23 protein-coding genes are annotated in these 23024 nt (G+C 66.7%); 11 read left to right on the top strand and 12 right to left on the bottom strand.

All coding sequences use genetic code 11. The features are described from left to right. Positions 1-11: 11 nt before the first annotated feature. The 3 genes from minC (at position 12) to minE (ending at position 2194) form a co-directional block, all read left to right on the top strand. A complete protein-coding gene (minC, locus tag SB816_RS24085; RefSeq protein ID WP_054501786.1) occupies positions 12-929 on the top strand; it encodes a septum site-determining protein MinC in 918 nt (305 codons plus the stop codon). Between the two features lie 188 nt (positions 930-1117). Beyond that, a complete protein-coding gene (gene minD / locus SB816_RS24080; protein WP_410547645.1) occupies positions 1118-1933 on the top strand; it encodes a septum site-determining protein MinD in 816 nt (271 codons plus the stop codon). A 3-nt stretch (positions 1934-1936) separates the two neighbouring features. Then, positions 1937-2194, top strand: coding sequence for a cell division topological specificity factor MinE (gene minE / locus SB816_RS24075; RefSeq protein WP_006393143.1), 258 nt, complete (start codon positions 1937-1939; stop codon positions 2192-2194). Positions 2195-2327: 133 nt separating this feature from the next. Here the strand turns inward: minE and SB816_RS24070 are convergent, their stop codons facing one another. The 5 genes from SB816_RS24070 to ettA all read right to left on the bottom strand — a co-directional run bounded on the left by SB816_RS24070 (position 2328) and on the right by ettA (position 5711). Further along, a complete protein-coding gene (locus SB816_RS24070; RefSeq protein ID WP_006388976.1) occupies positions 2328-2552 on the bottom strand; it encodes a glycine zipper 2TM domain-containing protein in 225 nt (74 codons plus the stop codon). A 190-nt stretch (positions 2553-2742) separates the two neighbouring features. After that, the gene (locus tag SB816_RS24065) at positions 2743-3276 is read right to left on the bottom strand and encodes an isochorismatase family protein (RefSeq protein WP_410547644.1); all 534 of its coding nucleotides are present in this window, start codon (positions 3274-3276) and stop codon (positions 2743-2745) included. A 67-nt stretch (positions 3277-3343) separates the two neighbouring features. Continuing rightward, positions 3344-3721, bottom strand: a complete 378-nt coding sequence (locus SB816_RS24060) for a type II toxin-antitoxin system VapC family toxin (protein ID WP_054501788.1) — start codon at positions 3719-3721, stop codon at positions 3344-3346. After that, on the bottom strand, positions 3708-3980 hold the full coding sequence (locus SB816_RS24055) for a type II toxin-antitoxin system VapB family antitoxin (RefSeq protein ID WP_336235836.1): 273 nt from the start codon (positions 3978-3980) through the stop codon (positions 3708-3710). Before SB816_RS24055 ends, SB816_RS24060 begins: the two co-directional genes overlap by 14 nt. 57 nt (positions 3981-4037) lie before the next feature. Continuing rightward, the gene (ettA, locus tag SB816_RS24050; RefSeq protein ID WP_006388972.1) at positions 4038-5711 is read right to left on the bottom strand and encodes an energy-dependent translational throttle protein EttA; all 1674 of its coding nucleotides are present in this window, start codon (positions 5709-5711) and stop codon (positions 4038-4040) included. A 106-nt stretch (positions 5712-5817) separates the two neighbouring features. On the opposite strand from ettA, the gene SB816_RS24045 reads away from it, so the two are divergent. Beyond that, positions 5818-6681, top strand: coding sequence for an aminoglycoside N(3)-acetyltransferase (locus SB816_RS24045; RefSeq protein WP_410547643.1), 864 nt, complete (start codon positions 5818-5820; stop codon positions 6679-6681). A gap of 13 nt (positions 6682-6694) precedes the next feature. On the opposite strand, the gene SB816_RS24040 is transcribed toward SB816_RS24045, so the two are convergent. Beyond that, positions 6695-7621 carry a DMT family transporter gene (locus SB816_RS24040; RefSeq protein ID WP_175168411.1) on the bottom strand — a complete coding sequence of 309 codons (927 nt, stop codon included), beginning with the start codon at positions 7619-7621 and terminating at the stop codon, positions 6695-6697. A gap of 98 nt (positions 7622-7719) precedes the next feature. On the opposite strand from SB816_RS24040, the gene SB816_RS24035 reads away from it, so the two are divergent. Both SB816_RS24035 and SB816_RS24030 read left to right on the top strand, forming a co-directional pair. Then, positions 7720-8508, top strand: a complete 789-nt coding sequence (locus tag SB816_RS24035) for an AraC family transcriptional regulator (RefSeq protein ID WP_064522720.1) — start codon at positions 7720-7722, stop codon at positions 8506-8508. Between the two features lie 110 nt (positions 8509-8618). Then, positions 8619-9149: a hypothetical protein gene (locus SB816_RS24030; protein ID WP_410547642.1), complete on the top strand. Its 531-nt coding sequence runs from the start codon at positions 8619-8621 to the stop codon at positions 9147-9149. Positions 9150-9642: 493 nt separating this feature from the next. On the opposite strand, the gene SB816_RS24025 is transcribed toward SB816_RS24030, so the two are convergent. The 6 genes from SB816_RS24025 to SB816_RS24000 all read right to left on the bottom strand — a co-directional run bounded on the left by SB816_RS24025 (position 9643) and on the right by SB816_RS24000 (position 16039). Then, positions 9643-10638, bottom strand: a complete 996-nt coding sequence (locus tag SB816_RS24025) for an ABC transporter ATP-binding protein (protein WP_410547641.1) — start codon at positions 10636-10638, stop codon at positions 9643-9645. Further along, positions 10635-11615, bottom strand: coding sequence for an ABC transporter ATP-binding protein (locus SB816_RS24020; protein WP_116792701.1), 981 nt, complete (start codon positions 11613-11615; stop codon positions 10635-10637). The genes SB816_RS24025 and SB816_RS24020 overlap by 4 nt, the downstream gene beginning before the upstream one ends. 149 nt (positions 11616-11764) lie before the next feature. Then, complete coding sequence (locus SB816_RS24015; RefSeq protein WP_054501792.1) at positions 11765-12679, bottom strand: ABC transporter permease; 915 nt, start codon at positions 12677-12679, stop codon at positions 11765-11767. Next, positions 12679-13668: an ABC transporter permease gene (locus SB816_RS24010; RefSeq protein ID WP_006388963.1), complete on the bottom strand. Its 990-nt coding sequence runs from the start codon at positions 13666-13668 to the stop codon at positions 12679-12681. Before SB816_RS24010 ends, SB816_RS24015 begins: the two co-directional genes overlap by 1 nt. Before the next feature lie 66 nt (positions 13669-13734). Beyond that, positions 13735-15306, bottom strand: a complete 1572-nt coding sequence (locus SB816_RS24005) for an ABC transporter substrate-binding protein (RefSeq protein ID WP_116792700.1) — start codon at positions 15304-15306, stop codon at positions 13735-13737. A 238-nt stretch (positions 15307-15544) separates the two neighbouring features. Further along, on the bottom strand, positions 15545-16039 hold the full coding sequence (locus SB816_RS24000) for a MarR family winged helix-turn-helix transcriptional regulator (protein ID WP_054501795.1): 495 nt from the start codon (positions 16037-16039) through the stop codon (positions 15545-15547). 371 nt (positions 16040-16410) lie between these two features. On the opposite strand from SB816_RS24000, the gene SB816_RS23995 reads away from it, so the two are divergent. The 5 genes from SB816_RS23995 to SB816_RS23975 are packed head-to-tail and all read left to right on the top strand — an operon-like array spanning position 16411 to position 23018. After that, on the top strand, positions 16411-18633 hold the full coding sequence (locus SB816_RS23995; protein WP_410547640.1) for a thiamine pyrophosphate-dependent enzyme: 2223 nt from the start codon (positions 16411-16413) through the stop codon (positions 18631-18633). Between the two features lie 11 nt (positions 18634-18644). Further along, complete coding sequence (locus tag SB816_RS23990) at positions 18645-20189, top strand: indolepyruvate oxidoreductase subunit beta family protein (protein WP_269874297.1); 1545 nt, start codon at positions 18645-18647, stop codon at positions 20187-20189. 22 nt (positions 20190-20211) lie between these two features. Then, a complete protein-coding gene (locus SB816_RS23985) occupies positions 20212-21189 on the top strand; it encodes a PDR/VanB family oxidoreductase (protein ID WP_269874296.1) in 978 nt (325 codons plus the stop codon). A 27-nt stretch (positions 21190-21216) separates the two neighbouring features. Beyond that, positions 21217-22530: an aromatic ring-hydroxylating dioxygenase subunit alpha gene (locus tag SB816_RS23980; protein ID WP_054416497.1), complete on the top strand. Its 1314-nt coding sequence runs from the start codon at positions 21217-21219 to the stop codon at positions 22528-22530. Then, positions 22527-23018, top strand: coding sequence for an aromatic-ring-hydroxylating dioxygenase subunit beta (locus SB816_RS23975; RefSeq protein WP_049071602.1), 492 nt, complete (start codon positions 22527-22529; stop codon positions 23016-23018). Before SB816_RS23980 ends, SB816_RS23975 begins: the two co-directional genes overlap by 4 nt. Positions 23019-23024 lie beyond the last annotated feature (6 nt).

The following is a 23024-nucleotide window of genomic DNA, read 5'->3' as shown; positions in this document are numbered from 1 at the left end:
CCCCAACCAAGATGAACACTGAATCCCTAGCCCTGGACTTCAAGAGCGCCACCCTGTACGCGATCCGGGTGGTCCTGCACAGTGCCGACCCCGAACGCCTGAACGCCGCGCTGGCCAAGCGCATGGCCGACGCCGGCAGCTTCTTCGAGAATGAGCCCGTGGTGATCGACGCCAGCCGCGTCGAGGACGCCATCGACTGGGCCGCGCTGGTCGCCGCCTTGCGCGGGCACAACCTGCCCCCTATCGGCGTGGTGGCCGAAGGCGCCAACCTGGCCGCGGCCCGCGCCGCCGGCCTGACGCCGGTGGAGCTGTCGACCCCGGCCGCGCGTCCGGCACAGGTGATCGACACCGCGCCGCCCAACGACGTCGCCACGCCGGTGCCGTCGGTGCCGGCCGCCGCCGTCGAGATCGCGCCCGCCCCCACGCCCGCCGCCGAAGCGCCGGCCGATAAGGCAACGGCAAAGGCAACCGAAAAGACGGCCGATCAATCCGCGGACAAGACTGCCGGCAAACCCGCCGCCGAGCCGCTGCCCGAGCGCGCCGCCGCCAGCACCACGTCGGCGCCGAGCCCGACGCCGGCCGCGCCGCAATCGTCGTCGGCGCTGGTCATCACCCGGCCGCTGCGTTCCGGCCAGCGCGTCTACGCGCGCCACACCGACCTGGTCGTGATCGGCATGGTCAGCCAGGGCGCCGAGGTCATCGCCGATGGCAACGTGCATGTGTACGGACCGCTGCGCGGCAAGGCCATGGCCGGCGCGCGCGGCGACACGTCGGCACGCATCTTCACCACGCACCTGGATGCCGAGTTGCTGGCCGTGGCCGGCGTGTACCGCGTGGTCGAAGACAAGCTCGACCGCTCGCTGCACAACCAGCCGGCGCTGGTACGGCTGGATGGCGACACCCTGCGCATCGAGGCCCTGAAAGCCTGAGATGCCCTGCCCGGGATCCATGCCGGCCGGACTGGCGCAAGACCGCGCCAGCGCGAAACGGTCCTGCAACGCAATACTCTGTCAGTCTCGAACGGGCCGTGCCCGTTCAACACATTCTGTAAGAAGCCTTACACGGGCTTTTTGCTTTACGATAACGCGATTTATTCGAACATAAGGGTTTGATCGTCATGACACGCATTGTTGTGGTGACTTCCGGCAAAGGCGGCGTGGGTAAAACCACGACGAGCGCCAGTTTTTCCGCGGGCCTCGCGATGCGGGGCCACAAGACCGCTGTCATCGACTTCGACGTCGGCCTGCGCAACCTCGACCTCATCATGGGCTGCGAGCGTCGCGTGGTGTATGACTTCGTCAATGTGATCCAGGGCGAAGCCACGCTGAACCAGGCGCTGATCAAGGACAAGCAGCTTGAAAACCTGTTCATCCTGCCCGCCTCGCAGACGCGCGACAAGGACGCGCTGACGCAGGAAGGCGTGGAAAAGGTCATCAACGACCTGAAGGAAATGGGCTTCGACTACATCGTCTGCGATTCGCCCGCCGGCATCGAGACGGGCGCGCTGATGGCGGCCTATTTCGCCGACGACGCGCTGGTCGTGACCAACCCCGAAGTCTCGTCGGTGCGCGACTCCGACCGCATCCTGGGCATCCTGGCGGCCAAGTCCAAGCGCGCCGTCGAGGGCGGCGAGCCGGTCAAGGAATTCCTGCTGCTCACGCGCTACAACCCCAAGCGCGTGGTCGACGGCGAAATGCTGTCGCTGGGCGACATCGAGGACATCCTGCGCATCAAGCTGATCGGGGTCATCCCCGAGTCCGAAGCCGTGCTGCAGGCCTCGAACCAGGGCCTGCCCGCCATTCACCTGAAAGAAACCGACGTGTCCGAGGCCTACAAGGACGTCGTGGCCCGCTACCTGGGCGAAGACAAGGCCCTGCGCTTTACCGACTACGAAAAGCCGGGTTTCCTGAAACGCCTGTTCGGAGGCAAGTAAGCAATGTCCTTCCTGTCGTTTCTGCTTGGTCAAAAGAAAACATCCGCTTCCGTCGCCAAGGAACGGTTGCAGATCATCCTGGCCCACGAGCGGGGCCGTGGCGATTCGCCCGACTACCTGCCGCAGTTGCAGCAGGAACTGATCGCCGTGATCTCGAAATACGTGAAAATCAACCCCGAGGACATCAAGGTGCACCTGGAACGCCAGGACACCCTCGAAGTGCTCGAGGTCAAGATCGAGATGCCGCAAAGCGAGTCCTGACGCGTTCTCCGCGCGCCGCTGGCCGGCGCCGGATGCGCGCGCAACGCACGCAAAAAAACGCCCGGCGATGCCGGGCGTTTTTGCGTGTGGGCGCGGCACGCCAGCCGACGCTGGCGACTGCCTCGTCCGCGGCTTAGTGCTTGCCCACCTGATCGCCGATGACGCCACCGATGGCGGCGCCACCCACCGTCCCGAGAATGCCGCCGTTGGTGATGACGGCACCCGCCACACCGCCGAGCGCCGCACCGCCCACCGTGCTTTTCTGGCGATGGCTCATGCTGTCCCACGACGAGCAACCCGCCATGGCCGCGGCCATGGCAACAGCGACACAGATTTTGGAAAGAGATGCGATTTTCATGATGAGGCTCCTATTCTTGTCCCCGGGGTCGCACCAAGATCCAGACGCGAGCGCACGATGCCCCTTGTGGGTTTAGAGCCTTCAGGATCGCAAAATATCCCGCCCCGCGCTGTGAAGTTTGCCCAGGAATTGTGTCAAACGGCGAGGGAATCCTTGCGCTTCCCAGGGACAGTGTTGCTGGAACGGGCCGCTATTTGACCAGACGTAACACGTCGCGGAAGCGTGCATGCTCGCAAGTCTCCAGCCACTCGAAAATGGTCATTTCCGACGTGACGATCTCGGCGCCGTGGGCGCGCGCGCGGCGCAGCGCGGCATGATGGTCGGATGGCTTGCGCGAGCCCGCCGCGTCGGCCACCAGCACCGCCTTGTAGCCCAGCTCGGTCAAACCGATGACGGTCTGCAACACGCAGATGTGGGCTTCGCAGCCGGTCACCAGGACCGTCTTGCGCGCCGCCGGCAGCCAGGCCTCGAAGCCACGCTCGCGCGCGGCGGAGAAGTGCATCTTCTGGAACGTGGACTGCACCAGTTCGGCCAGCGGCGCCACCGTGACGCCCAGCATCTTGCTGTGATGTTCCGTCGCGACCACGGGCACATCCAGCAGCCGAGCGGCCCGCGCCAGCTTGGCGTTGGCCGCCAACACCGCGTCGCCGTCGTGGATCACGGGCATCAGGCGGCCCTGCATGTCGACGATGAGCAGCGTGGAATCGGAGGCTTGCAGCAGCATGGGAGGTCTCCTGAGGTTGAAGGCGGTATCGACGATACGGTATGACCATCACGCCAAACCGCTTCATTCAATGATATCTCGGGGGATCAACCGCCAGGCTCAAGGTGTTGGCGAGTGCCCGCAGCCGTTTGTCCCGGGTCCATAGCGCAGCGCCAGGTGTCAGTCGCGTGGACGCCAACAAGTGTAAATCCACATAGCCGATGCCCTTTCCAAACAATTTCTCGCTATGAAGAAAGTGCATGACTTCGTCATGACTCGCACGCACGACTTGAGGCAATAGCGACATCGCACCCAATACGACATCACGTCGGCCCAACGAACCCAGCGCCAATTCACCCGCGATGAAGGGGTGCATCAATACACTTTCTTCCTCGAGCAAGCGCACCAGATATGGCTCGCCGTCGGATAAATGGTCTATCCAGATGGAAGTGTCAACCAGGATCATTGCATTCCGTCTGCCGCCGCGGGATAGGCTTCAACTTGGGCGAACTACCACCAAGCTTGGCCAACCGCTTCGCGGCCTCTTTCTGCACGAGCTGGGTCAACGCTCGCGTTACGAGCGCCGATGTCTCCTGGACGCCCGTATAGGTACGGGCCAATTCGAGCAGGTCGTCATCGAGCGTCACAGTCGTACGCACACTGGCCTCCTTGCAATGATTGGAGCAAAAATTCGCATCAAATGATGAACTTTTTGATTCTATCATCCGAAAAAAATCCCGGCGCGCAATGGCCGGGATTTTCGGACCGCCTGGCAGGCCGGCTTACTTCAGTGCCTTGTAGCGCAGGCGCTTGGGCTTGGCGCCCTCTTCGCCCAGGCGGCGCTTCTTGTCGGCTTCATATTCCTGGTAGTTGCCATCGAAGAACACCACTTGCGAATCGCCCTCGAAAGCCAGGATGTGCGTGGCGATACGGTCCAGGAACCAGCGGTCGTGGCTGATGACCATGACGCTGCCGGGGAACTCCAGCAGCGCGTCTTCCAGCGCGCGCAGCGTTTCGACGTCGAGGTCGTTGGACGGTTCGTCCAGCAGCAGCACGTTGCCGCCGGCGATCAGCGTCTTGGCCATGTGCAGGCGGCCGCGTTCACCGCCCGACAGTTGGCCGACCACCTTGTTCTGGTCGCCGCCCTTGAAGTTGAAGCGGCCCAGGTAGGCGCGCGAGGACATCTCGAACTTGCCCACGGTGATCAGGTCGGCGCCGTCGGCGACCGCGTCGAACACGGTCTTCTTGTCTTCGAGCGCGTCGCGCGACTGGTCGACGTAGGCCAGCTTGACGGTCTGGCCGATCTTCACTTCGCCCGAATCCGGTTGCTCGCGGCCCGCGATCATGCGGAACAGCGTCGATTTACCGGCGCCGTTGGCGCCGATGATGCCGACGATGGCGCCAGCCGGAATCTTGAAGCTGAGGTTGTCGATCAACAAGCGGTCGCCGTAGGCCTTGCTGACGTTGTTGAACTCGATGACCTCGTTGCCCAGGCGCTCACCCACCGGAATGAAGATTTCCTGGGTCTCGTTGCGCTTCTGGTATTCGTAGGACGACAGTTCCTCGAAGCGGGCCAGGCGCGCCTTGGCCTTGGCCTGGCGGCCCTTCGGGTTCTGGCGCACCCACTCCAGTTCCTTCTTGATGGTCTTCTGGCGGGCCGATTCGGAAGCCTCTTCCTGCTTGAGGCGATCTTCCTTCTGCTCCAGCCACGAGCTGTAGTTGCCCTTCCAGGGAATGCCGTAGCCGCGGTCCAGTTCGAGGATCCATTCGGCGGCGTTGTCCAGGAAGTAGCGATCGTGGGTCACGCCCACGACGGTGCCCGGGAACTTGTGCAGGAACTGTTCCAGCCATTCGACGCTTTCGGCATCCAGGTGGTTGGTGGGTTCGTCCAGCAGCAGCATGTCGGGCTTGGACAGCAGCAGGCGGCACAGCGCCACGCGGCGCTTTTCACCGCCGGACAGGTTGCCGACGATGGCATCCCAGGGCGGCAGGCGCAGCGCGTCGGCGGCGATTTCCATCTGGTGTTCGATGTCGTCGGCGCCGCTGGAGGCGGCGGCCGCGATGATGGCTTCCAGCTCGGCCTGCTCGGCGGCCAGCGCGTCAAAGTCGGCGTCAGGCTCGGCGTAGGCCGCATAGACCTCGTCCAGGCGCTTCTTGGCGGTGACCACCGCGCCCAGGCCTTCCTCAACCGCCTGGCGCACCGTGTGCTCGGGGTTGAGCTGCGGTTCCTGCGGCAGGTAGCCGATGTTCAGGCCCGGCATGGGGATGGCTTCGCCTTCGATCTCGCGATCCACGCCCGCCATGATCTTCAGCAGCGTCGACTTGCCCGAGCCGTTCAGGCCCAGCACGCCGATCTTGGCGCCAGGAAAAAACGAAAGCGAGATGTCACGCAGGATCTGCCGCTTGGGCGGCACGATCTTGCCGACGCGGTTCATGGTGTAGACGTATTGGGCCATGGGCTCGTATAGGGAAAGAAAGCTGATGAATCGCTGATTGTAGGCCGGAACCCGGACAGGCGTGCGGGCGGGGTCCGCGCGCGGGTGGCAAGGCTATATTTACGGCTTGTGTCCGTTCCATGACGCCTTTCGCGGCGCCCTGCCCACCCCGATGACCGAAGCCGACCTGCTGGCCCGCACCCCGTTTCCCGCCACCCGCGACAGCCTCGCGGCGCAATTGCGCGAGGGCGGCCTGCGCCCCGGCGCCACGGTGCTCGTGCACACCTCGCTGCGCGCCCTGGGCTGGATCGCGGGCGGTCCCGTGGCGCTGATCCAGGCCTTGCTCGATTGCGTCGGTTCCGACGGCCTGGTGGCGATGCCGGCGCACTCCTCCGACCTGACCGATCCCGCGCAATGGCAGGCGCCGCCGGTGCCGGCCGCCTGGCTGGACACCCTGTGCGAGCACATGCCGGCCTACGATCCCGCCATCACGCCCACGCGTGGCATGGGCGCGGTGGCCGAACTGTTCCGCACCTGGCCCGGCGCCGTGCGCAGCCTGCATCCCACCTGTTCGTTCGCGGCCGTCGGCGCCGGCGCCGACGCGCTGACCGCCAACCACCGGCTGGACGACCCGCTGGGCGAAACCTCGCCGCTGGCAAAGCTGCTGCGTGCCGACGCCGAGATCCTGCTGCTGGGCGTCGGCTTTGACGTCTGCACCATGCTGCACCTGGCCGAACAACGCGCCTGGCCGACACGGCCGCGCCAGCCCGAGGCCTCGCCCATCATCGAGCACGGCCGGCGTGTCTGGAAGCGTTATGACCAGCCCGCCTTGCTCGACTCCGACCATTTCCTGCCGGTCGGCCAGTCGTTGATCGACGCCGGACTGGCGCGGCGCTTCGCGCTGGGCGCGGGCCACGGCCTGCGCGTGCCGGCCAGGGTGGCGGTGGAACACGCCCAGCGGTACTGGCACGGCAAGCCCGTGCCCGACTGAGGCGCGTGGCGCCCTACGAGGCTGCCCGCGCGCGGCGGGCCCCGGCGAAGGGCGCCCGCATCTGCGCCAGCATCACGCCGGCCAGCGCCATCGCGCCGCCGACAATGTGGAAGAGGTGCGGTTTCTCGTCCAGGAACAGCGCCGCGATCGCCACCGTGGCCACCGGCATCAGGTTCAGGAACACGCTGGCGCGGGCCGGCCCCAGGTGGCGCACGCCCTGCATCCACAGGAACGGCGCGAACAGCGACGGGAACAGGCCGGCATACAGCACCAGCGGCAGATTATCGCCATTGAGCGGCGAGGCGGGCGCCATCAGAAAGGCGGGCAACTGGAACAGCACGCCGAACGCCACCTGCACGTACAGCGACACCCATGGCCCGGCCGGCAAACCCCAGCGCCGCAGCAGCACGCCGTACAGCGCGTAGGCCAACGCCGCCACGCCCATCAGCACATCGCCATGGTTCGCGCCCACCGACAACAGGCGCGCCGGATCGCCTTCGCCGATCAGCAACGCCAGCCCCGCCAGCGACAGCAGGCCGCCCAGCAGCGCCATCAGGGAGGGACGCTCGCGCAACACCACGGCGCCGACCGCGATGGTCAGCAACGGAATCATCGCGGTGATGATGCCCATGTTGGTGGCAGTGGTGCTGCCGGCCGCGACGTAGGCCAGGCCCTGGTACAACGCCATGCCCAGGCCGCCCAGCACCGCGAACTTGGGCAGGTACGGCCACAGCGCGCGCCGCTGGCGCCAGGCGGCCGGCAGCGCGAACGGCGTCAGCAGCAGCCCCGCCAGCGCCCAGCGGTAAAAGCCGATGGCGGCCGGCGCGATCACGCCGGCCGCCATCTTGGTCACGATCATGTTGACCGACCAGATCAGCGCCGCCAGCAGCGGGAACAGCAGATAGCGGGCGGGAGTGGGCGAAACATCGACGCGCGTCATGGGGATAAAACCAAAAGCAGATAACGGCCGGCCAGTGTAGGACCTGTCCGACTCGCTGTATATAATGAAAAACCGACAACCACCAGCGAACTTCGGACATGGACCTCGCCGCCGCCCCGCCCAGCCTTGGCCCGGGCCGCCCCTATCCGCTGGCCTGCCGCATCCTGCACTTCCTGCCGCACTCGCGCATACAACGCCACAGCTCGCCCTGGGGCGAACTGAATTTCGCCCTGTCCGGCATCATGGAAATCGGCATCGAGGACAGCACCTACCTGTCGCCGCCCCACTACGCCATCTGGATACCGCCGCACGTCTCGCACTGCTGCCAGAACCAGGGGGAAGTGCACTACGCCTGCATCGACATCCCGGCCGCCGCCTGCGTCGACCTGCCCGCCAGGCCTTGCACGCTGGAGATCAGTCCCGTCATGCGCGCCATTCTGGCCGACTTCGAACGGCGCGGCATCGCCTATCCAGATACGCCGGACGACCGGCGCCTGGCGCAAGTGGTCATCGACCAGATCCGCGTCGCCCCGGTCTACGCCAGCTACCTGCCGTCCACGACCGAACCCGTGCTGGCCCCCATCCTGACCGCCCTGCAGCGCCAGCCCGGCGACAAGCGCGGCGCCGCCTACTGGGCCGCCACCGCCGGCATCACCGAACGCACCCTCCTGCGCCACTGCCAGCAACACCTGGGCATGTCGTTCAACGAGTGGCGCCAACGCTTGCGCGTGGTCAGCGCGCTGGAAATGCTCGACGCCGGCCAGTCAGTACAGGTGGTATCGCGCGAACTCGGCTACAGCACGCCGTCCGCCTTCATCGCCATGTTCCAGCGCCTGACCGGCCAGTCACCCGACAGCGCCCGCAAGCGCGCCCCGGCGGCCGCCTGAAGGCCGCGTAATCCAAGCGCCCGATGCAAGCCGCGCGCGATCGCGAGACAATAGCGTCTGCATTTTTTTCGTAACGCCGTCCCCGCGGCATCATCGCGCCAGGAACCCCCATGTCCGCCTCCGCCACGCCCCCGCCTTCCCTGACCCACTTCAGCGCGACCGAGCTGGACATGCTCGCCAAGACCGCCGACGCCCTCAGCGCCTACCTGGGCAAGCCCGTCCTGGCCGAAGTGGTGCTGGGCGAAGAAGGCACCGAATGGGTCACCTATGGCGTGCCCATTGACGAAAACGCCGAGCCCGACGAAGAACAGACCCACGTCCAGCTCGGCGGCCCCGGCGCCCGCCTGCTCGGCAACCGCGGCGGCCTGCCCCCGACCGGCGACGACACCTACGACTGCCTCTACCTCTGGGCCATCCAGATCTCGCTGAACGAAGGCGAACGCTTCATCAAGCTCGACCACGACGGCGAAGAGTCCGCCTGGTCCGACAACCTGGAAGACGTCCTGCCCTTCGCCCTGACCGAGGAACCCCTGCCCGACCCGGATGAGGAAGACGAGGAAGACGAGGAAGACGACGACGAGGACGAGGACGACGCCCACGACCACGCTCACGACCACAACGATCCGGGTCACCGCCACTGAACCGGAAGGCAGGCGGCAGGCCCCAATGAGCCGCCCGCCACCAAGCAAAAAGGGCTTCCCAAAAGAAGCCCTTTGCCAAAACCACTCTCCCGCGACACCGCCCCGCCAAAAAAGCGGGCAAGCGAGCAAGCCAGCACCACCTCGACGCCCCACCCCTCAGACGCTGCAACGGGCCGCCCGCGCGGCCCCGTTGCAGCAGCCCCGCAAGACCCTCTCCCCCCACGACGGTGCCGGCAAACACGCCAAGCACACCAGTCGCCCCAGCACCCGTCATGAGCCGCTGACGCAAGTCTGTCGCGGCGGGCGGCGGGGTGTGCGGGGCGTGTAGACGCGCCCAAGGGAATCCGTAGGGAGCCGAAGGCGGACGAGGATGACGCAGGGGCAGTCCGGAGCGAAGGCTCCGGACCGCAATCGTAGCCCCGCACACCCCGCCGACCGCCGCGACAGACGCCTCAAGAACCCAAACAACCCGCAGGACTAAGACAGCAAAAGATCACCCCGCAATCCGCCCCTCCTCCACCGCATGGCAAGCCACCACCGCCCCCCCCGCCATCCGCCCCACCGGCGCCTCCCCCCTGCACCGCTCATTCGCATGCGGACACCGAGGATGAAACGTGCACCCCGACGGCGGATTCAACGGATTCGGCACCTCCCCCGCCACCGCCGTGCGCGGCTTGCCGGCCCCATCGATATCCGGAATCGCCGCCAGCAGCATCCGCGTATACGGATGCCGCGGCCGCGCGAACAGCTCATCGCGCGGCGCCACCTCCACCATCCGCCCCAGGTACATCACCCCGACCCGATCGGCCACGTGATGCACCACCGCCAGATTGTGCGAGATGAACAGATAGGTCAGCCCCAGCTCGCGCTGCAGGTCCTTCATCAGGTTCAGCACCTGCGCCTGCACCGACACATCCAGCGCCGAGGTCGGCTCATCGCACACCAGGAACTCCGGATTCACCGCCAGCGCCCGCGCGATAGAAATGCGCTGGCGCTGCCCGCCCGAGAACTGGTGCGGATAGCGGCCCTGGTCGGCCGGATCCAGCCCCACCTGACGGAGCAGCTCGCCGACTCGCGCCGTGCGCTCGGCCGGCGTCATCTTCGTGTGCGTCAGCATCGGCTCGGCGATGATGCGGCCGACGCGCCAGCGCGGATTCAGGCTCGCGTACGGATCCTGGAAAATCATCTGCAGCCGCTTGCGCAGCTCGCGCCCGCCCGGCTCCGCCATGCGCGACAGCGGCTGGCCGTCGAAACGGATATCGCCGCGCGTCAGCCCATACAGCCCCACCAGCATGCGCGCCACCGTCGACTTGCCGCAGCCCGACTCGCCCACCAGCGCCAGGGTCTCGCCGCGATTGATCTCGAACGACACGCCATCGACCGCGCGCAGCATCACCCGCGGCTTGCCCGCCAGCTTGCGCTCCAGCCAGGGCGGCGACACATCGAACCATCGCGCCGCGTCTTTCACTTCCACCAACGGCGTGCTCATGTGGCCACCTCGACTTCGTTTTCATGCAACCAACAGGCCGCACGGGACGTGCCCGCCGGCATCAGCTCGGGCCGGTCCTGGCCGCAGCGCGGCAGGCGCCGCCCGCAACGCGGATTGAAGGCACAGCCCGGCGGAATCGCGTTCAGCCGCGGCATGCTGCCGTCGATCTGCACCAGCCGCTCGGCATGTCCCTGCAGCGACGGGATCGATCCCATCAGCCCCATCGTGTACGGATGGCGCGGCTGGTGGATGACGTCGCGCACGGGGCCGATCTCGGCCACGCGTCCCGCGTACATCACCGCCACCCGGTCCGCCGTTTCCGCGATCACGCCCATGTCGTGCGTGATCAGCATCACCGCCGTGCCCTGCTCGCGGCACAGGCGCTTGAGCAGCTCGATGATCTGCGCCTGGATCGACACGTCCAGCGCCGTGGTCGGCTCGTCCGCCACCACCAGCTTGGGCTCGGCCGCCAGCGCCAGCGCGATCACCACGCGCTGGCGCATGCCGCCCGAGAACTGGTGCGGGTAGTGATCGATGCGCTCGCGCGCCGCCGGGATGCCGGTGGCCGCCAGCAGCTCGACCGCGCGGTTGCGCGCCTGCGACCAGCTCATGTCCAGATGCGTCACGATGGTCTCGGCCAGTTGCCGACCGACCGTGTACAGCGGATTCAGGGAGGTCAGCGGGTCCTGGAACACCGCGCCGATCTCGCGGCCGCGCACGCGGCGCATCTGCTCGTCGGGCAGGTTGTCGATGCGCCGGCCCGCCAGCAGGATCTCACCGCCGGCGATGCGGCCAGGCGGTTCCAGCAGGCCGATGATGGACGCGCCGGTCAGCGACTTGCCGGCGCCCGATTCCCCCACCACGCCCAGGACTTCGCCCGCCTGGATCGAAAAGGACACGTCGTCCAGGGCCAGCAGCGTGCCGCGACGCGTGGGGAACTCCACGCGCAGGTTGCGGACTTCAAGTAATGCGCTCATAGGTATTTCTCAAATTCGTGTTCCACGTACAGCGCCCCCGAGGCCGATGAAATGCCGACGGGACCATCGGGATGCCGCGGAGCCGGCTTCGCCGGTCCGCCAGCATGCCCCCTTGAGGGGGAAGCGCGCAGCGCTTCGGGGGTGGGCCATCACCCTAAGCGCGGGTTGAGTGCGTCGCGCAGCCAGTCGCCCAGCAGGTTGACCGACAACACCAGCAGCACCAGCGCCGCGCCCGGGAAGATGGTGATCCACCATTCGCCGGAAAACAGGAAATCGTTGCCGATGCGGATCAGCGTGCCCAGCGACGGCGCCGTCGGCGGCACCCCCACTCCCAGGAACGACAGCGTCGCCTCGGTGATGATGGCGGTCGCCAGGTGCACGGTGGCCAGCACCAGCACCGGCCCCAGCACGTTGGGCAGCACGTGGCGGAACATGATCACGGGCGAGGCCACGCCGATCACGCGCGCCGCCTGCACGTATTCGCGGTTCTTCTCCACCAGGGTCGAGCCGCGCACCGTGCGCGCGTACTGCGGCCAGCCGGCCAGCGCGATGGCGCCGATCAGCACCGGGAACGCGATGATCTCGTGCAGCTCGCGCGGCACCGCGGCGCGCGCCACGCCGTCGATCAGCAGCGCGATCAGGATCGCCGGGAACGACAACTGCACGTCGGCGATGCGCATGATGAAAGCATCGATGCGCCCGCCCGCGTAGCCCGAGATCAGCCCCAGCACGATGCCGATCAGCATCGACAGCAGCACCGAGGCCAGGCCGATCAGCAGCGACACGCGGGTGCCATACAGGATCGCCGAATACAGATCGCGGCCCTGGCTGTCGGTGCCCAGCAGATAGGTCGACTGGCCATTGGGCGACCAGGCCGGCGGCAGCAGCGCGTCCAGCAGCTCGACCTTGGTCAGGTCGAACGGATTGTGCGGCGCCACCCAGCCGGCCCCGAAGGAGCCGATCAGCAGGGCCGCCAGCAGCACGGTGGCGACGATGGCCACGGGCGCCCGGCGCCAGGCCCAGGCAATGTCGCTGTCCCACCAGCGTTTCAGAACGGCACGCATCAGTGGCCACCTCCGCCGCGGGTCAACCCGGAGCGCAGGCGCGGGTCCACGACAAAATACAGAAGATCGACGATCAGGTTGATCACCACGAACACCAGCGCGATCAGGCACAGGTACGCGGCCATCACCGGCACGTCGGCGAATTGCACCGCCTGGATGAACAGCAGCCCCATGCCGGGCCACTGGAACACCGTCTCGGTCACGATGGCAAAAGCGATGATGCCGCCCAGTTGCAGGCCGGTGATGGTGATGACGGGCACCATGGTGTTCTTGAGCGCGTGGCCGAAATGGATGGCGCGCCGCTTCAGGCCGCGGGCGCGCGCGAACTTGATGTAATCCGAACGCAGCACCTCCAGCATTTCGGAGCGCACCAGCCGCAGCACCAGCGTCATCTGGAACAGCGACAGCGTGATCGACGGCAGGATCAGGTGCTTCCAGCCATTGGCGGTGAACAGGCCGGAGGTCCACCAGCCCAGCGCCACCGTATCGCCGCGGCCATAGCTGGGCAGCCAGCCCAGTTGCACCGAGAACACCAGGATCAGCAGGATGCCGATCAGGAAGGTCGGCAACGACACGCCCAGCAGCGAGCCGGCCAGCAGAAGCTGCGACAGCAGGCTGTTGCGCTTGAGCGCGGTGTACACGCCCAGCGGCACGCCCACCACCAGCGCCAGCAGGGCCGCCACCAGGGACAGCTCCAGCGTGGCCGGCAGGCGCGACTTGAGCAGGCTCGAAACGGGTTCGCTCTGGCGCAGCGAAATGCCGAAATTGCCCTGCGCGGCGTTGGCCACGAAGTGGCCGAACTGGACGATGGCGGGCTCGTTCAGCCCCAGGCGCTCACGCAGTTCGATGCGCTCGGCATCGGTGGCGTCCTGCCCCAGCATGATGGTGACAGGGTCGCCGACGTATTGAAAAAGCACGAAGGCCAGCAGCGCGACGGTGAGCATCACCGCTACGGCCTGCAACAGGCGACGCAGTATGAAAGCAAACATAGGCGGGAAAGGCAAAACGGCGAAGCCCCGCGGGGCTTCGCTGTCTGGTTAGCCGGAAGGGCGGGGTCAGTCGACCTTGACCCAGTCGGCAACGAGGCGGTTGTCCGCGCGGTGGATCACCGACACGTTCTTGCGCATGGCCCAGGGAATGACCTGGTCATGCAGCGGGATGTGGCCGAATTCCTGGGCGTGGACTTCCAGCACCTTGCGGATGTCGGCGTCGCGCTTGGCCGCGTCGGTTTCGGTCTTGATGCGGTCGATGATCGCATCCAGTTCCTTGTTGCTGTAGTTGCCCAGGTTGTACATGCCGTCCGCGCCCTCGCCCTTGGTGCGGATCAGGTTCTGCAGCGTGTACATGGCGTCGAACGTCGGCACGCCCCAGCCGAACAGGTAGGCGCTGGTGTCGGAGTTCTGCACCTTGGGGAAGTAGGTCGAACGCGGCATCGCGTTCATGGTCGCCTTCACGCCCACCTTGGCCCACATGCCGACCACCGCCTGGCAGATGGCCTCGTCGTTGATGTAGCGGTTGTTGGGACAGTCGAGCGTGAAGTTCAGCGTGCCGTCATAGCCGGCGTCCTTGAGCAGCGCGCGGGCCTTCTCGGGATCGTAGGGCACGCGCTTGTGCAGCGACTCGGCCCAGCCGTGGACCTGCGGCGCGATCATGGTGCCGGTCGGCGCCGACAGGCCGCGCATCACCGCGCGCTTGATGGCGTCGACGTCGATGGCGCGGTACAGCGCCTCGCGCACGCGGATGTCCTGGAACGGGTTCTTGCCCTTGATGTTGGAATACTGCAGCTCGGGACGCTTCTGGTCCAGGCCCAGGTAGATGGTGCGGTACTCGTTGCCCTCGACCACCTTGGCCGACTGGCGCAGGCGGTCCAGATCCTGCGCGGCCGGGTCGAGCACGAAGTCGATCTCGCCGGACAGCAGCGCGGCGGTGCGGGTGGCGTTCTGCTTGATCGGCGTGAACACCACTTCGGTCACGTTGCCGACCTTGCCGGCCTTGTTCCACCAGTCCTTGTTCTCTTCGAACACGGTGCGCACGTCGACTTCGCGCGACTTCAGCTTGTACGGGCCGGTGCCGTTGGTGTTGCGCGCGCCGAAGGTCTCTTCCTTGTTGACGAAGTCCTGCGGCTTGGCGATGTTGTTCTTCTCCGACCAGGCCTTGTTCATGATGAACACGTTGGGCAACTGGCGCAGCAGCACCGGGTTGGGCGCGGTGGTCTCGATCTCGACCGTCAGGTCGTCGATCTTGCGCGCTTCCTTGATGCCGGTGGTGTACGCCTTGTAGTTCGAGGTGGGCGCCATGGCGCGATGCACCGAGAACACCACGTCGTCGGCCGTGAAGGCGGCGCCATCGTGGAACTTGACGCCGGGGCGCAGCTTGAAGCGGTACAGCGTGGGCGAAACCTGCTCCCACTCGGTCGCCAGGCGCGGCACCACCTTGAAGTCCTTGTCGTAGTCCACCAGCGGTTCATAGACATAGCTGTTGGCGGCAATCGTCATGCCTTCGTTCTGCGAGTGCGGATCGAAGGTGAGGATGTCGCCCTGGGCGGCCCAACGGAAGGTCTTGGCCTGCCCGATCGAGGGCACGGCCACGGCGGCGGCGATCGCGATGGCAATCAAAGTGCGGCGCATAGGTTCAACTCCTGACTGTAGTCTGAATACCGGCGCGATATTGCCTAGCCCCAAGACCCGCGTCAATTAAGGGTTTATGCGTACCGGAGGGGGTTTTCAGAGGGAGAACATATTTAGGGACATATAAAAATATGACAAAAAAATCGCTGGCCCTGTATGTAAACAGCGTTCGGTCGGGGCACCCCATCCCGACACCCCGGATCGGGGCTCGTTTGCCGCCCTGCCCGCGCGCGCCGCCCTATTCGTCGGCGTCCAGCGGCAGGTCTAGCGGCACGTGCTCGGCCATCAGGCGGCGCAGCATGTCAATCAGCAGGACCGCCTGATCCTCGCCGAACGGCGCCAGCACCGCCTTCTGGTGCTGCATGGCCTGCTCGCATAGCGCGGCGATCAGATGGCGGCCCTTGGTGGTGATGACCACGCGCGTCTGGCGGCGGTCGGCGCGCACTTCCGTGCGCGTCACCAGCCCTTCGGTTTCCATGCGCTGCACCACCTTGCTCAAGGTCGGTTGCTTGGTGATGGCCAGCACCGCCAGGTCGCCGATGGTTTCGCCAGCGCTGCCTTCCAGGCTGGCGAGCACCCGCCATTCGGTCACCGACAGGCCGGCCGCTTTCACCTGCTGATGAAACTCCGCCGAGATGCGCTGGCTGGCCTGCGCCAGCAGATAGGCCAGGTAGTCATCGACGAACCGCGCACCGCCGTCCTGGGTACCGCCGCCGTGCTTGTCCGACCGCATGTTGTTCCGCTCCCACGCATCAATATTGAATAGGCGACCCGAGGCCGGCAGGCGCATTGCACCACGTTGGCGCGCGCCTGCGCCATGACACGGCGCAATGCTGTTGCGCAGCACAGGGTATACCCCGAATCGCGACCCGTTTTTGCACCATCAAAGCGCGTTTTCACGAGCACTCGGATAGAGAACAACCAGTATATACACCCTTGTTTTCGCATGATATTTTTTTGATTCCATGAAATTTCATCTTTTTTGTTGACAGCTAAAACGTTGACTCCTAAAGTATTTTTCAGAGCGAAATTTCGTGACATGGGCGTGCTGCGCGGCAGCATGACTTCGGGACCCGGATGCCGGTCCGCGTGGAGGAGTTCGAGATGGCTGAAAGGTCTTTCAAGAAAGAAGTCCAGCAGTTGCGCATCGGCGCGGGCGAAGAATTCCGCGGCGAGGGGATTCTCGCGGTCACCAAGGCGCTGCTGCAATCCGGCGTGGGCTATGTCGCGGGCTACCAGGGCTCGCCCATCTCGCACCTGATGGACGTGCTGGCCGACGCCAACGACATCCTGCAGGAACTCGGCGTGCACTTCGAGGCCAGCGCCTCGGAAGCCACCGCCGCCGCCACGCTGGCCGCCTCGGTCATGTACCCGATCCGCGGCGCGGTCACCTGGAAATCCACCGTCGGCACCAACGTCGCCTCCGACGCGCTGGCCAACCTGGCATCGGGCGGCGTCACCGGCGGCTCGCTCATCATCGTCGGCGAAGACTACGGCGAAGGCTCGTCCATCATGCAGGAACGCTCGCACGCGTTCGCCATGAAGTCGCAGATCTGGCTGCTCGATCCGCGCCCTAACCTGGAAAGCATGGTCAAGGCGGTGGAAGACGGCTTCGCGTTGTCGGAGGCCAGCAAGACGCCGGTGATGCTGCAACTGCGCATCCGCGGCTGCCACGTGCACGGCCGCTTCATCGCCAAGGACAACCAGCGGCCGGCGTTCTCGCTGGCCCAGGCGCTGGAAAGCCCGGCGCGCGACACCAGCCGCATCGTGCTGCCGCCCGCGTCGTTCCTGCACGAGCAGGAAAAGATCAAGGAACGCTGGCCCGCCGCCATCCGCTATATCAAGGAACACAAGCTCAACGAGCACTTCGACGGCGACCAGGACGATATCGGCCTGATCCTGCAGGGCGGCCTGTACAACGGCGTGATCCGCGCCCTGCAACTGCTGGGCCTGGCGGACAACTTCGGCAACAGCCGCATCCCGCTGTATGTGATGAACGTGGCCTACCCCGTGATCGAGGACGAGGTCATCGACTTCTGCCGCGGCAAGCGCGCCGTGCTGCTGCTGGAGGAAGGCCAGCCCGATTATCTGGAGCAGGCCCTGCACGCGGTGCTGCGCAAGGCCGGCGTCGATACGAAGCTGTCCGGCAAGGACGTGCTGCCGATGGCGGGCGAATACACCACTCAGGTGATGCGCGACGGCCTGCGCGCCTTCCTCAAGCGCGAACGCCCCGAATCGCTGCAGACCCATCCGGCCGTGGCCGCCGACGACGCCGCCAAAGCCACATTGCAGGTCACCGAGATCACGCGGCCCAAGCCCGCGCCGCGGCCGGCCGAGCAGCCCATCACCTTCCACAAGCACGTCGCGGAACTGACCGCCGTGGTGCCGCCGCGCCCGGCCGGCTTCTGTACCGGCTGTCCGGAACGGCCGATCTTCTCGGCCCTGACGCTGGCGCAGGAGAAGCTGGGCCAGCACCATATCTCCTGCGACATCGGCTGCCACCTGTTCTCGATCCTGCCGCCGTTCAACCTGGGCGCGACCACCATGGGCTACGGCCTGGGCGCATCCAGCGCCGCGGCCTTCAACGTGCCAGCGGCCAAGCGGCCCATCTCGATCATGGGCGACGGCGGCTTCTGGCACAACGGCCTGGCCTCGGGCATCGGCAACGCGGTGTTCAACAAGTACGACGGCGTCATCGTCATCGTCGACAACTTCTACGCCTCGGCCACCGGCGGGCAGGACATCCTGTCCTCGCGCGCCGAGAATCCGGACCGCTCCACCAACAATCCCATCGACCAGGCCGTGCGCGGCGTGGGCGTGAAGTGGGTGCGCACGCTGGACCGCACCTATGACGTGGCCAAGGTGCGCGCCACCATCGAGGAAGCGCTGACCACCGACATCAAGGGCCCCAAGGTCATCATCGCCCAGTCGGAATGCATGCTGAACAAGCAGCGCCGCATCAAGCCGCTGTTCAACCAGGCGGTCAAGGCCGGCAAGCGCGTGGTCAAGGAACGCTTCGGCGTCGACCCCGACGTCTGTACCGGCGACCATGCCTGTATCCGGCTGTCCGGCTGCCCGTCGCTGACGGTCAAGGACAGCGGCGATCCCCTCAAGGAAGATCCGGTCGCCCACGTCGAGAGCAGTTGCGTCGGCTGCGGCAACTGCGGCGAAGTGGCGCACGCCGCCGTGCTGTGTCCCTCCTTCTACCGCGCCGACATCGTCCACAACCCCAGCGGCCGCGACCGTTTCCTGGCGCGCCTGCGCCAGGGCGTGATCGGCTACCTGCAGCGCCGCCGCGAAGCGCGCCTGGCCAAATTCGCCCTGTGAGGACCCGCCCCATGAACCCGGTGGCATTGCAGCAAGGCACTCCCATCAAGATCGCCATCCTGGCCATGGGCGGCCAGGGTGGCGGCGTGCTGGCCGACTGGATCGTCGACATGGCCGAGCACGCCGGCTGGTGGGCCCAGACCACCTCGGTGCCAGGCGTGGCGCAGCGCACCGGCGCCACCATCTATTACCTGGAACTGCTGCCCGAGTCGGACGTGGCCCGCGCCGGCCGTCCGCCCGCCCTGGCGCTGATGCCCACGCCGGGCGACGTCGACCTGGTGGTGGCGGCCGAACTGATGGAAGGCGGCCGCGCCATCCAGCGCGGGCTGGTGACGCCCGACCGCAGCGTGCTGATCGCCTCTTCGCACCGCAGCTATGCGGTCAGCGAGAAATCGGCGCCCGGCAACGGCATTGCCGATCCCAACAAGGTGCTGGAGGCCGGCCGCGCGGCGGCCCGCCGCTTCCTCTGCTTCGACCTGCAGGACCTGGCCGACCGCGCCGGCAGCGTCATCAGCGCCAGCCTGTTCGGCGCCGTCGCCGGCAGCGGCGCGCTGCCGTTCTCGCGCGACGACTTCGAGGCCACCGTGCGCCGCGCCGGCGTCGGCGTGGACGCCAGCCTGCGCGCCTTCGCGCTGGGCTTCGAGGCCGCCGACCAGGCGCCCGCGCAACCGGCCGCGATCGATCTGGCGCGCCCGGTGCCCGTCGTGCCCGAGCGCGCCGCCAGCCCGAGAGCGCAAGCCTTGCTCGACCGCATCACCCGCGACTTTCCCGCCTGTGCGCAGCCGATGCTGACGGCCGGCGCGCGCCGCCAGATCGAATTCCAGGACCTGGCATACGCCGAGGACTACCTGGCCCGCATGGCCGCGATCCGCGAACTGGACGCGCGCCACGGTGGCGAATCGAAACAGTGGGCGCTGACGTGTGCCGCCGCGCGCTACCTGGCCACCGCCATGGCCTATGACGACGTGATCCGCGTGGCCGACCTGAAGACGCGCGGCAGCCGCTTCGAGCGGGTGCGCGCCGAAGTCGGCGCCAAACCGGATCAGCTGGTCTACACCACCGAATTCATGCACCCGCGGCTGGAAGAGATCTGCGGCACGTTGCCGGCCGGGCTGGGCCGCTGGCTGGAACGGTCGAAAGCCTTCGGCGGCTTCGTCGAACGCCGCCTGGGCAAGGGCCGTCGCATGCAGAGCGGCACGCTGGGCGGCTTCCTGATGCTGTACACGCTGGCCGGCATGCGCCGCTTTCGGCGCCGCACGCTGCGCCACCAGATCGAATCCGAAGGCCTGACGCAATGGCTCGACCTGATCGCCGACCTGGCGCCACGCGACTACGACCTGGCCGTCGAGACCGTCAACTGCCGCCGCCTGGTCAAGGGCTACAGCGACACCCACGCGCGCGGCGGCGGCAAGTACCGCCAGCTGATCGCGGCCGCCGCCAAGCTGGCGGGCCGGCCCGACGCGGCGGCCTCGCTGCGCGCCCTGCGCCAGGCCGCGCTGGCCGACGAGAAATGCGGCCCCATGGAACGCCAACTGGCCGAGAAACTGGCCGCCTGACATCGAGATAGAGACGAACGCCGTGCAAACCCTGAAACTCATCGTCCGTGAAGTCCGCCAGGAATCGCCGCTGATCCGCTCGCTGCGCCTGGCGCGCGAAGACGGCGGCGCCCTGCCCGCCTTCGGCCCCGGCGCCCACCTTAAGGTCAGCGTGCCGGGCCTGCGCGAACCGCGCTGCTACTCGCTGGTGCAACTGACGCCGGAAGCCGGCCGCTTCGCCGAACCCGTCGAATACCGCCTGGGAGTGCGGCTGGAAGAAGCCAGCGCGGGCGGCTCACGCCACATGCATCGCCTGGCGGTGGGCGACACGCTCAGCGTCGAAGGACCGAAGAACGATTTCCCGCTGCACGAGGGTCCGGCTGGCGACGAACCGGTGGTGCTGATCGCCGGCGGCATCGGCATCACGCCGGTGGCGTCGATGGCCGCGGCGCTCAAGTCCGCCGGCCGCGCCTTCGAACTGCATTACAGCGGCCGCAGCCGCGACCAACTGGCGTTCCTGCCGGAATTGCAGGCGCTGGCCGGCGACGCGCTGGTGCCGCATGCGGACGACGACGCTTCCTGCCGCTTCGACCTGAAGGCGCTGCTGGACGCCGCCAGCCCGCGCCAGCACCTGTACGTCTGCGGCCCCAAGGGCCTGATCGACGCCGTCATTCAGGAAGCGCGCGCCCGCCACTGGCCCGACGCCCACATCCATTTCGAGCTGTTCGCGACCGCCGCGCCGCAGGCCGGCGACCAGCCCTTCGAGGTCGAGCTGCGCCAGTCCGGCCGGGTGCTGACGATTCCCGCCGACAAGACCATCGTCGACGTCATGGAAGAAGAAGGCTGCGACCCGATGTACGACTGCAAGCGCGGCGAATGCGGCGTGTGCCAGGCCACCGTGCTGGAGGGCGAGCCGGACCACCGCGACTACTACCTGTCGGATACCGAGAAAGCCAGCGGCAAGATCATCCAGATCTGCATCTCGCGCGCCAAGTCGGCGCGCCTGGTGCTGGACCTGTAGGGCCGGGCGCGACAAGAGGAGACTCCCATGGCCAAATACCGCGACAACCCCGACGCCATCCGCGCCCTGCTGCGCGAGACCGAGGTGCACAAGGACCTGTTCATCGACGACGAACTGTTCGACCTGGAGATGGAACGGCTGTACGCCAACACCTGGGTCTACGTCGGCCACGACAGCCAGGTGCCCAACCCCGGCGACTACATCACCACCACCGTCGGCAACCAGCCGGTGGTGATGGTGCGCCACAGCGACCGTTCGGTGCGCGTGCTGCACAACCGCTGCCCGCACAAGGGCACCATGGTGGCGGGCGACGCCTGCGGCAACACCGGCAAGTTCTTCCGCTGTCCCTATCACGCCTGGACCTTCAAGACCGACGGCAGCCTGCTGTCGATCCCGCTGAAAAAAGGCTACGAAAACACCGGCCTGGAGCAGTGTGAGGCCAGCCAGGGCATGGCGGCGGTGAAAGACGTGCGCAACCATCGCGGCTTCGTGTTCTGCCGCCTGAACCCGAACGGCCAGTCGTTCGAGGACTTCTTCGGCGACGCGCTGTCGACGCTGGACAACATGGTCGACCGCTCGCCCGAGGGCCGGCTGGAAGTGGCCGGCGGCGTGCTGCGCTACATGCACCGCTGCAATTGGAAGATGCTGGTCGACAACCAGACCGACACCTGCCATCCGATGGTGGCGCACGAGTCGTCGGCCGGCACCGCGGTCAAGGTCTGGGAACAAGCCCCGGCCGGCACGCCCAAGCCGATGGCGGTGGAACTGTTCGCGCCATTCATCTCGCCCTACGAGTTCTTCGAGAACATGGGCATCCGCGTCTGGGAAAACGGCCACGGACACACCGGCGTGTCCGATTCGATCCACGCCGCCTATTCGGGCATTCCGGGTTACTGGGAGTCGATGGTCGCCGCCTATGGCGAGGAACGCGCCCGCCAGATCCTGGGCGACGTGCGCCACAACACCGTGTACTTCCCCAACATCATGGTCAAGGGCCCGATCCAGACCCTGCGCGTGTTCAAGCCGATCGCCGCCGACCGCACCCTGGTGGAGTCGTGGACCTTCCGCCTGGTCGGCGCGCCCGACCTGCTGCTGGAACGCACCCTCATGTACAACCGCCTGATCAACGCGCCCACCTCGGTGGTCGGCCACGACGACCTGGAGATGTACGAGCGCGCGCAGGATGGCCTGCAATCGCGCGCCCGCGACTGGGTCAACGTCGGCCGCCTGTACGACCCCGCCGAAATCGGCCAGAAGAACGTCACCACCAACGGCACCAACGAATGGCAGATGCGCAACCAATACCGCGCATGGGGCCGCTACATGACGGAGCAGGCATGAGCTTGAGCGACCGCGACCTGATCGATTTCGTCTACGCCGAGGCGCGCCTGCTCGACGAGTTGCGCTTCGAGGACTGGCTGGATCTGTACACCGAGGACGGCCATTACTGGATGCCGCTGGCCCACGGCCAGACCGACGCCCGCCTGCACGCCTCGCTCATGTACGAGGACAAGCTGCTGCTGCGCGTGCGGGTCGAACGCCTGGCCGGCCAGCGCACCTTCTCGCAGCAGCCCAAGAGCCGCTGCCATCATCTGCTACAGGCGCCCACGGTCGAACACGACCATCCCGATTCGGCGCCGGACCAGGGCCGCCACGTGGTGCGCACCGCCTTCCATTACGTCGAGACGCGGCAGGACGCGCAGACGCTGTACGCCGGCTGGGCCACGCATCACCTGGTCGAGCAGGACGGCGCGCTGCGTATCCGCCTCAAGCGCGTCGACCTGGTGAACTGCGACGCCGCGTTCGGCAACATCCAATTGTTCATGTAGGAGCGG

Origin of the sequence: Achromobacter sp. SIMBA_011 (assembly GCF_046535435.1) — a bacterium.
GTDB classification, from domain to species: Bacteria; Pseudomonadota; Gammaproteobacteria; order Burkholderiales; family Burkholderiaceae_B; genus Achromobacter; species Achromobacter dolens.
Note: the sequence above shows the minus strand (reverse complement) of the source record. Positions and strands in the feature narration are given on the sequence as shown.

Coding starts and splice junctions, on each gene's coding strand:
- minC (WP_054501786.1), top strand. CDS start 12: ATGAACACTGAATCCCTAGCCCTGGACTTCAAGAGCGCCACCCTGTAC.
- minD (WP_410547645.1), top strand. CDS start 1,118: ATGACACGCATTGTTGTGGTGACTTCCGGCAAAGGCGGCGTGGGTAAA.
- minE (WP_006393143.1), top strand. CDS start 1,937: ATGTCCTTCCTGTCGTTTCTGCTTGGTCAAAAGAAAACATCCGCTTCC.
- SB816_RS24070 (WP_006388976.1), bottom strand. CDS start 2,552: ATGAAAATCGCATCTCTTTCCAAAATCTGTGTCGCTGTTGCCATGGCC.
- SB816_RS24065 (WP_410547644.1), bottom strand. CDS start 3,276: ATGCTGCTGCAAGCCTCCGATTCCACGCTGCTCATCGTCGACATGCAG.
- SB816_RS24060 (WP_054501788.1), bottom strand. CDS start 3,721: ATGATCCTGGTTGACACTTCCATCTGGATAGACCATTTATCCGACGGC.
- SB816_RS24055 (WP_336235836.1), bottom strand. CDS start 3,980: ATGATAGAATCAAAAAGTTCATCATTTGATGCGAATTTTTGCTCCAAT.
- ettA (WP_006388972.1), bottom strand. CDS start 5,711: ATGGCCCAATACGTCTACACCATGAACCGCGTCGGCAAGATCGTGCCG.
- SB816_RS24040 (WP_175168411.1), bottom strand. CDS start 7,621: ATGACGCGCGTCGATGTTTCGCCCACTCCCGCCCGCTATCTGCTGTTC.
- SB816_RS24035 (WP_064522720.1), top strand. CDS start 7,720: ATGGACCTCGCCGCCGCCCCGCCCAGCCTTGGCCCGGGCCGCCCCTAT.
- SB816_RS24030 (WP_410547642.1), top strand. CDS start 8,619: ATGTCCGCCTCCGCCACGCCCCCGCCTTCCCTGACCCACTTCAGCGCG.
- SB816_RS24025 (WP_410547641.1), bottom strand. CDS start 10,638: ATGAGCACGCCGTTGGTGGAAGTGAAAGACGCGGCGCGATGGTTCGAT.
- SB816_RS24020 (WP_116792701.1), bottom strand. CDS start 11,615: ATGAGCGCATTACTTGAAGTCCGCAACCTGCGCGTGGAGTTCCCCACG.
- SB816_RS24015 (WP_054501792.1), bottom strand. CDS start 12,679: ATGCGTGCCGTTCTGAAACGCTGGTGGGACAGCGACATTGCCTGGGCC.
- SB816_RS24010 (WP_006388963.1), bottom strand. CDS start 13,668: ATGTTTGCTTTCATACTGCGTCGCCTGTTGCAGGCCGTAGCGGTGATG.
- SB816_RS24005 (WP_116792700.1), bottom strand. CDS start 15,306: ATGCGCCGCACTTTGATTGCCATCGCGATCGCCGCCGCCGTGGCCGTG.
- SB816_RS24000 (WP_054501795.1), bottom strand. CDS start 16,039: ATGCGGTCGGACAAGCACGGCGGCGGTACCCAGGACGGCGGTGCGCGG.
- SB816_RS23995 (WP_410547640.1), top strand. CDS start 16,411: ATGGCTGAAAGGTCTTTCAAGAAAGAAGTCCAGCAGTTGCGCATCGGC.
- SB816_RS23990 (WP_269874297.1), top strand. CDS start 18,645: ATGAACCCGGTGGCATTGCAGCAAGGCACTCCCATCAAGATCGCCATC.
- SB816_RS23980 (WP_054416497.1), top strand. CDS start 21,217: ATGGCCAAATACCGCGACAACCCCGACGCCATCCGCGCCCTGCTGCGC.
- SB816_RS23975 (WP_049071602.1), top strand. CDS start 22,527: ATGAGCTTGAGCGACCGCGACCTGATCGATTTCGTCTACGCCGAGGCG.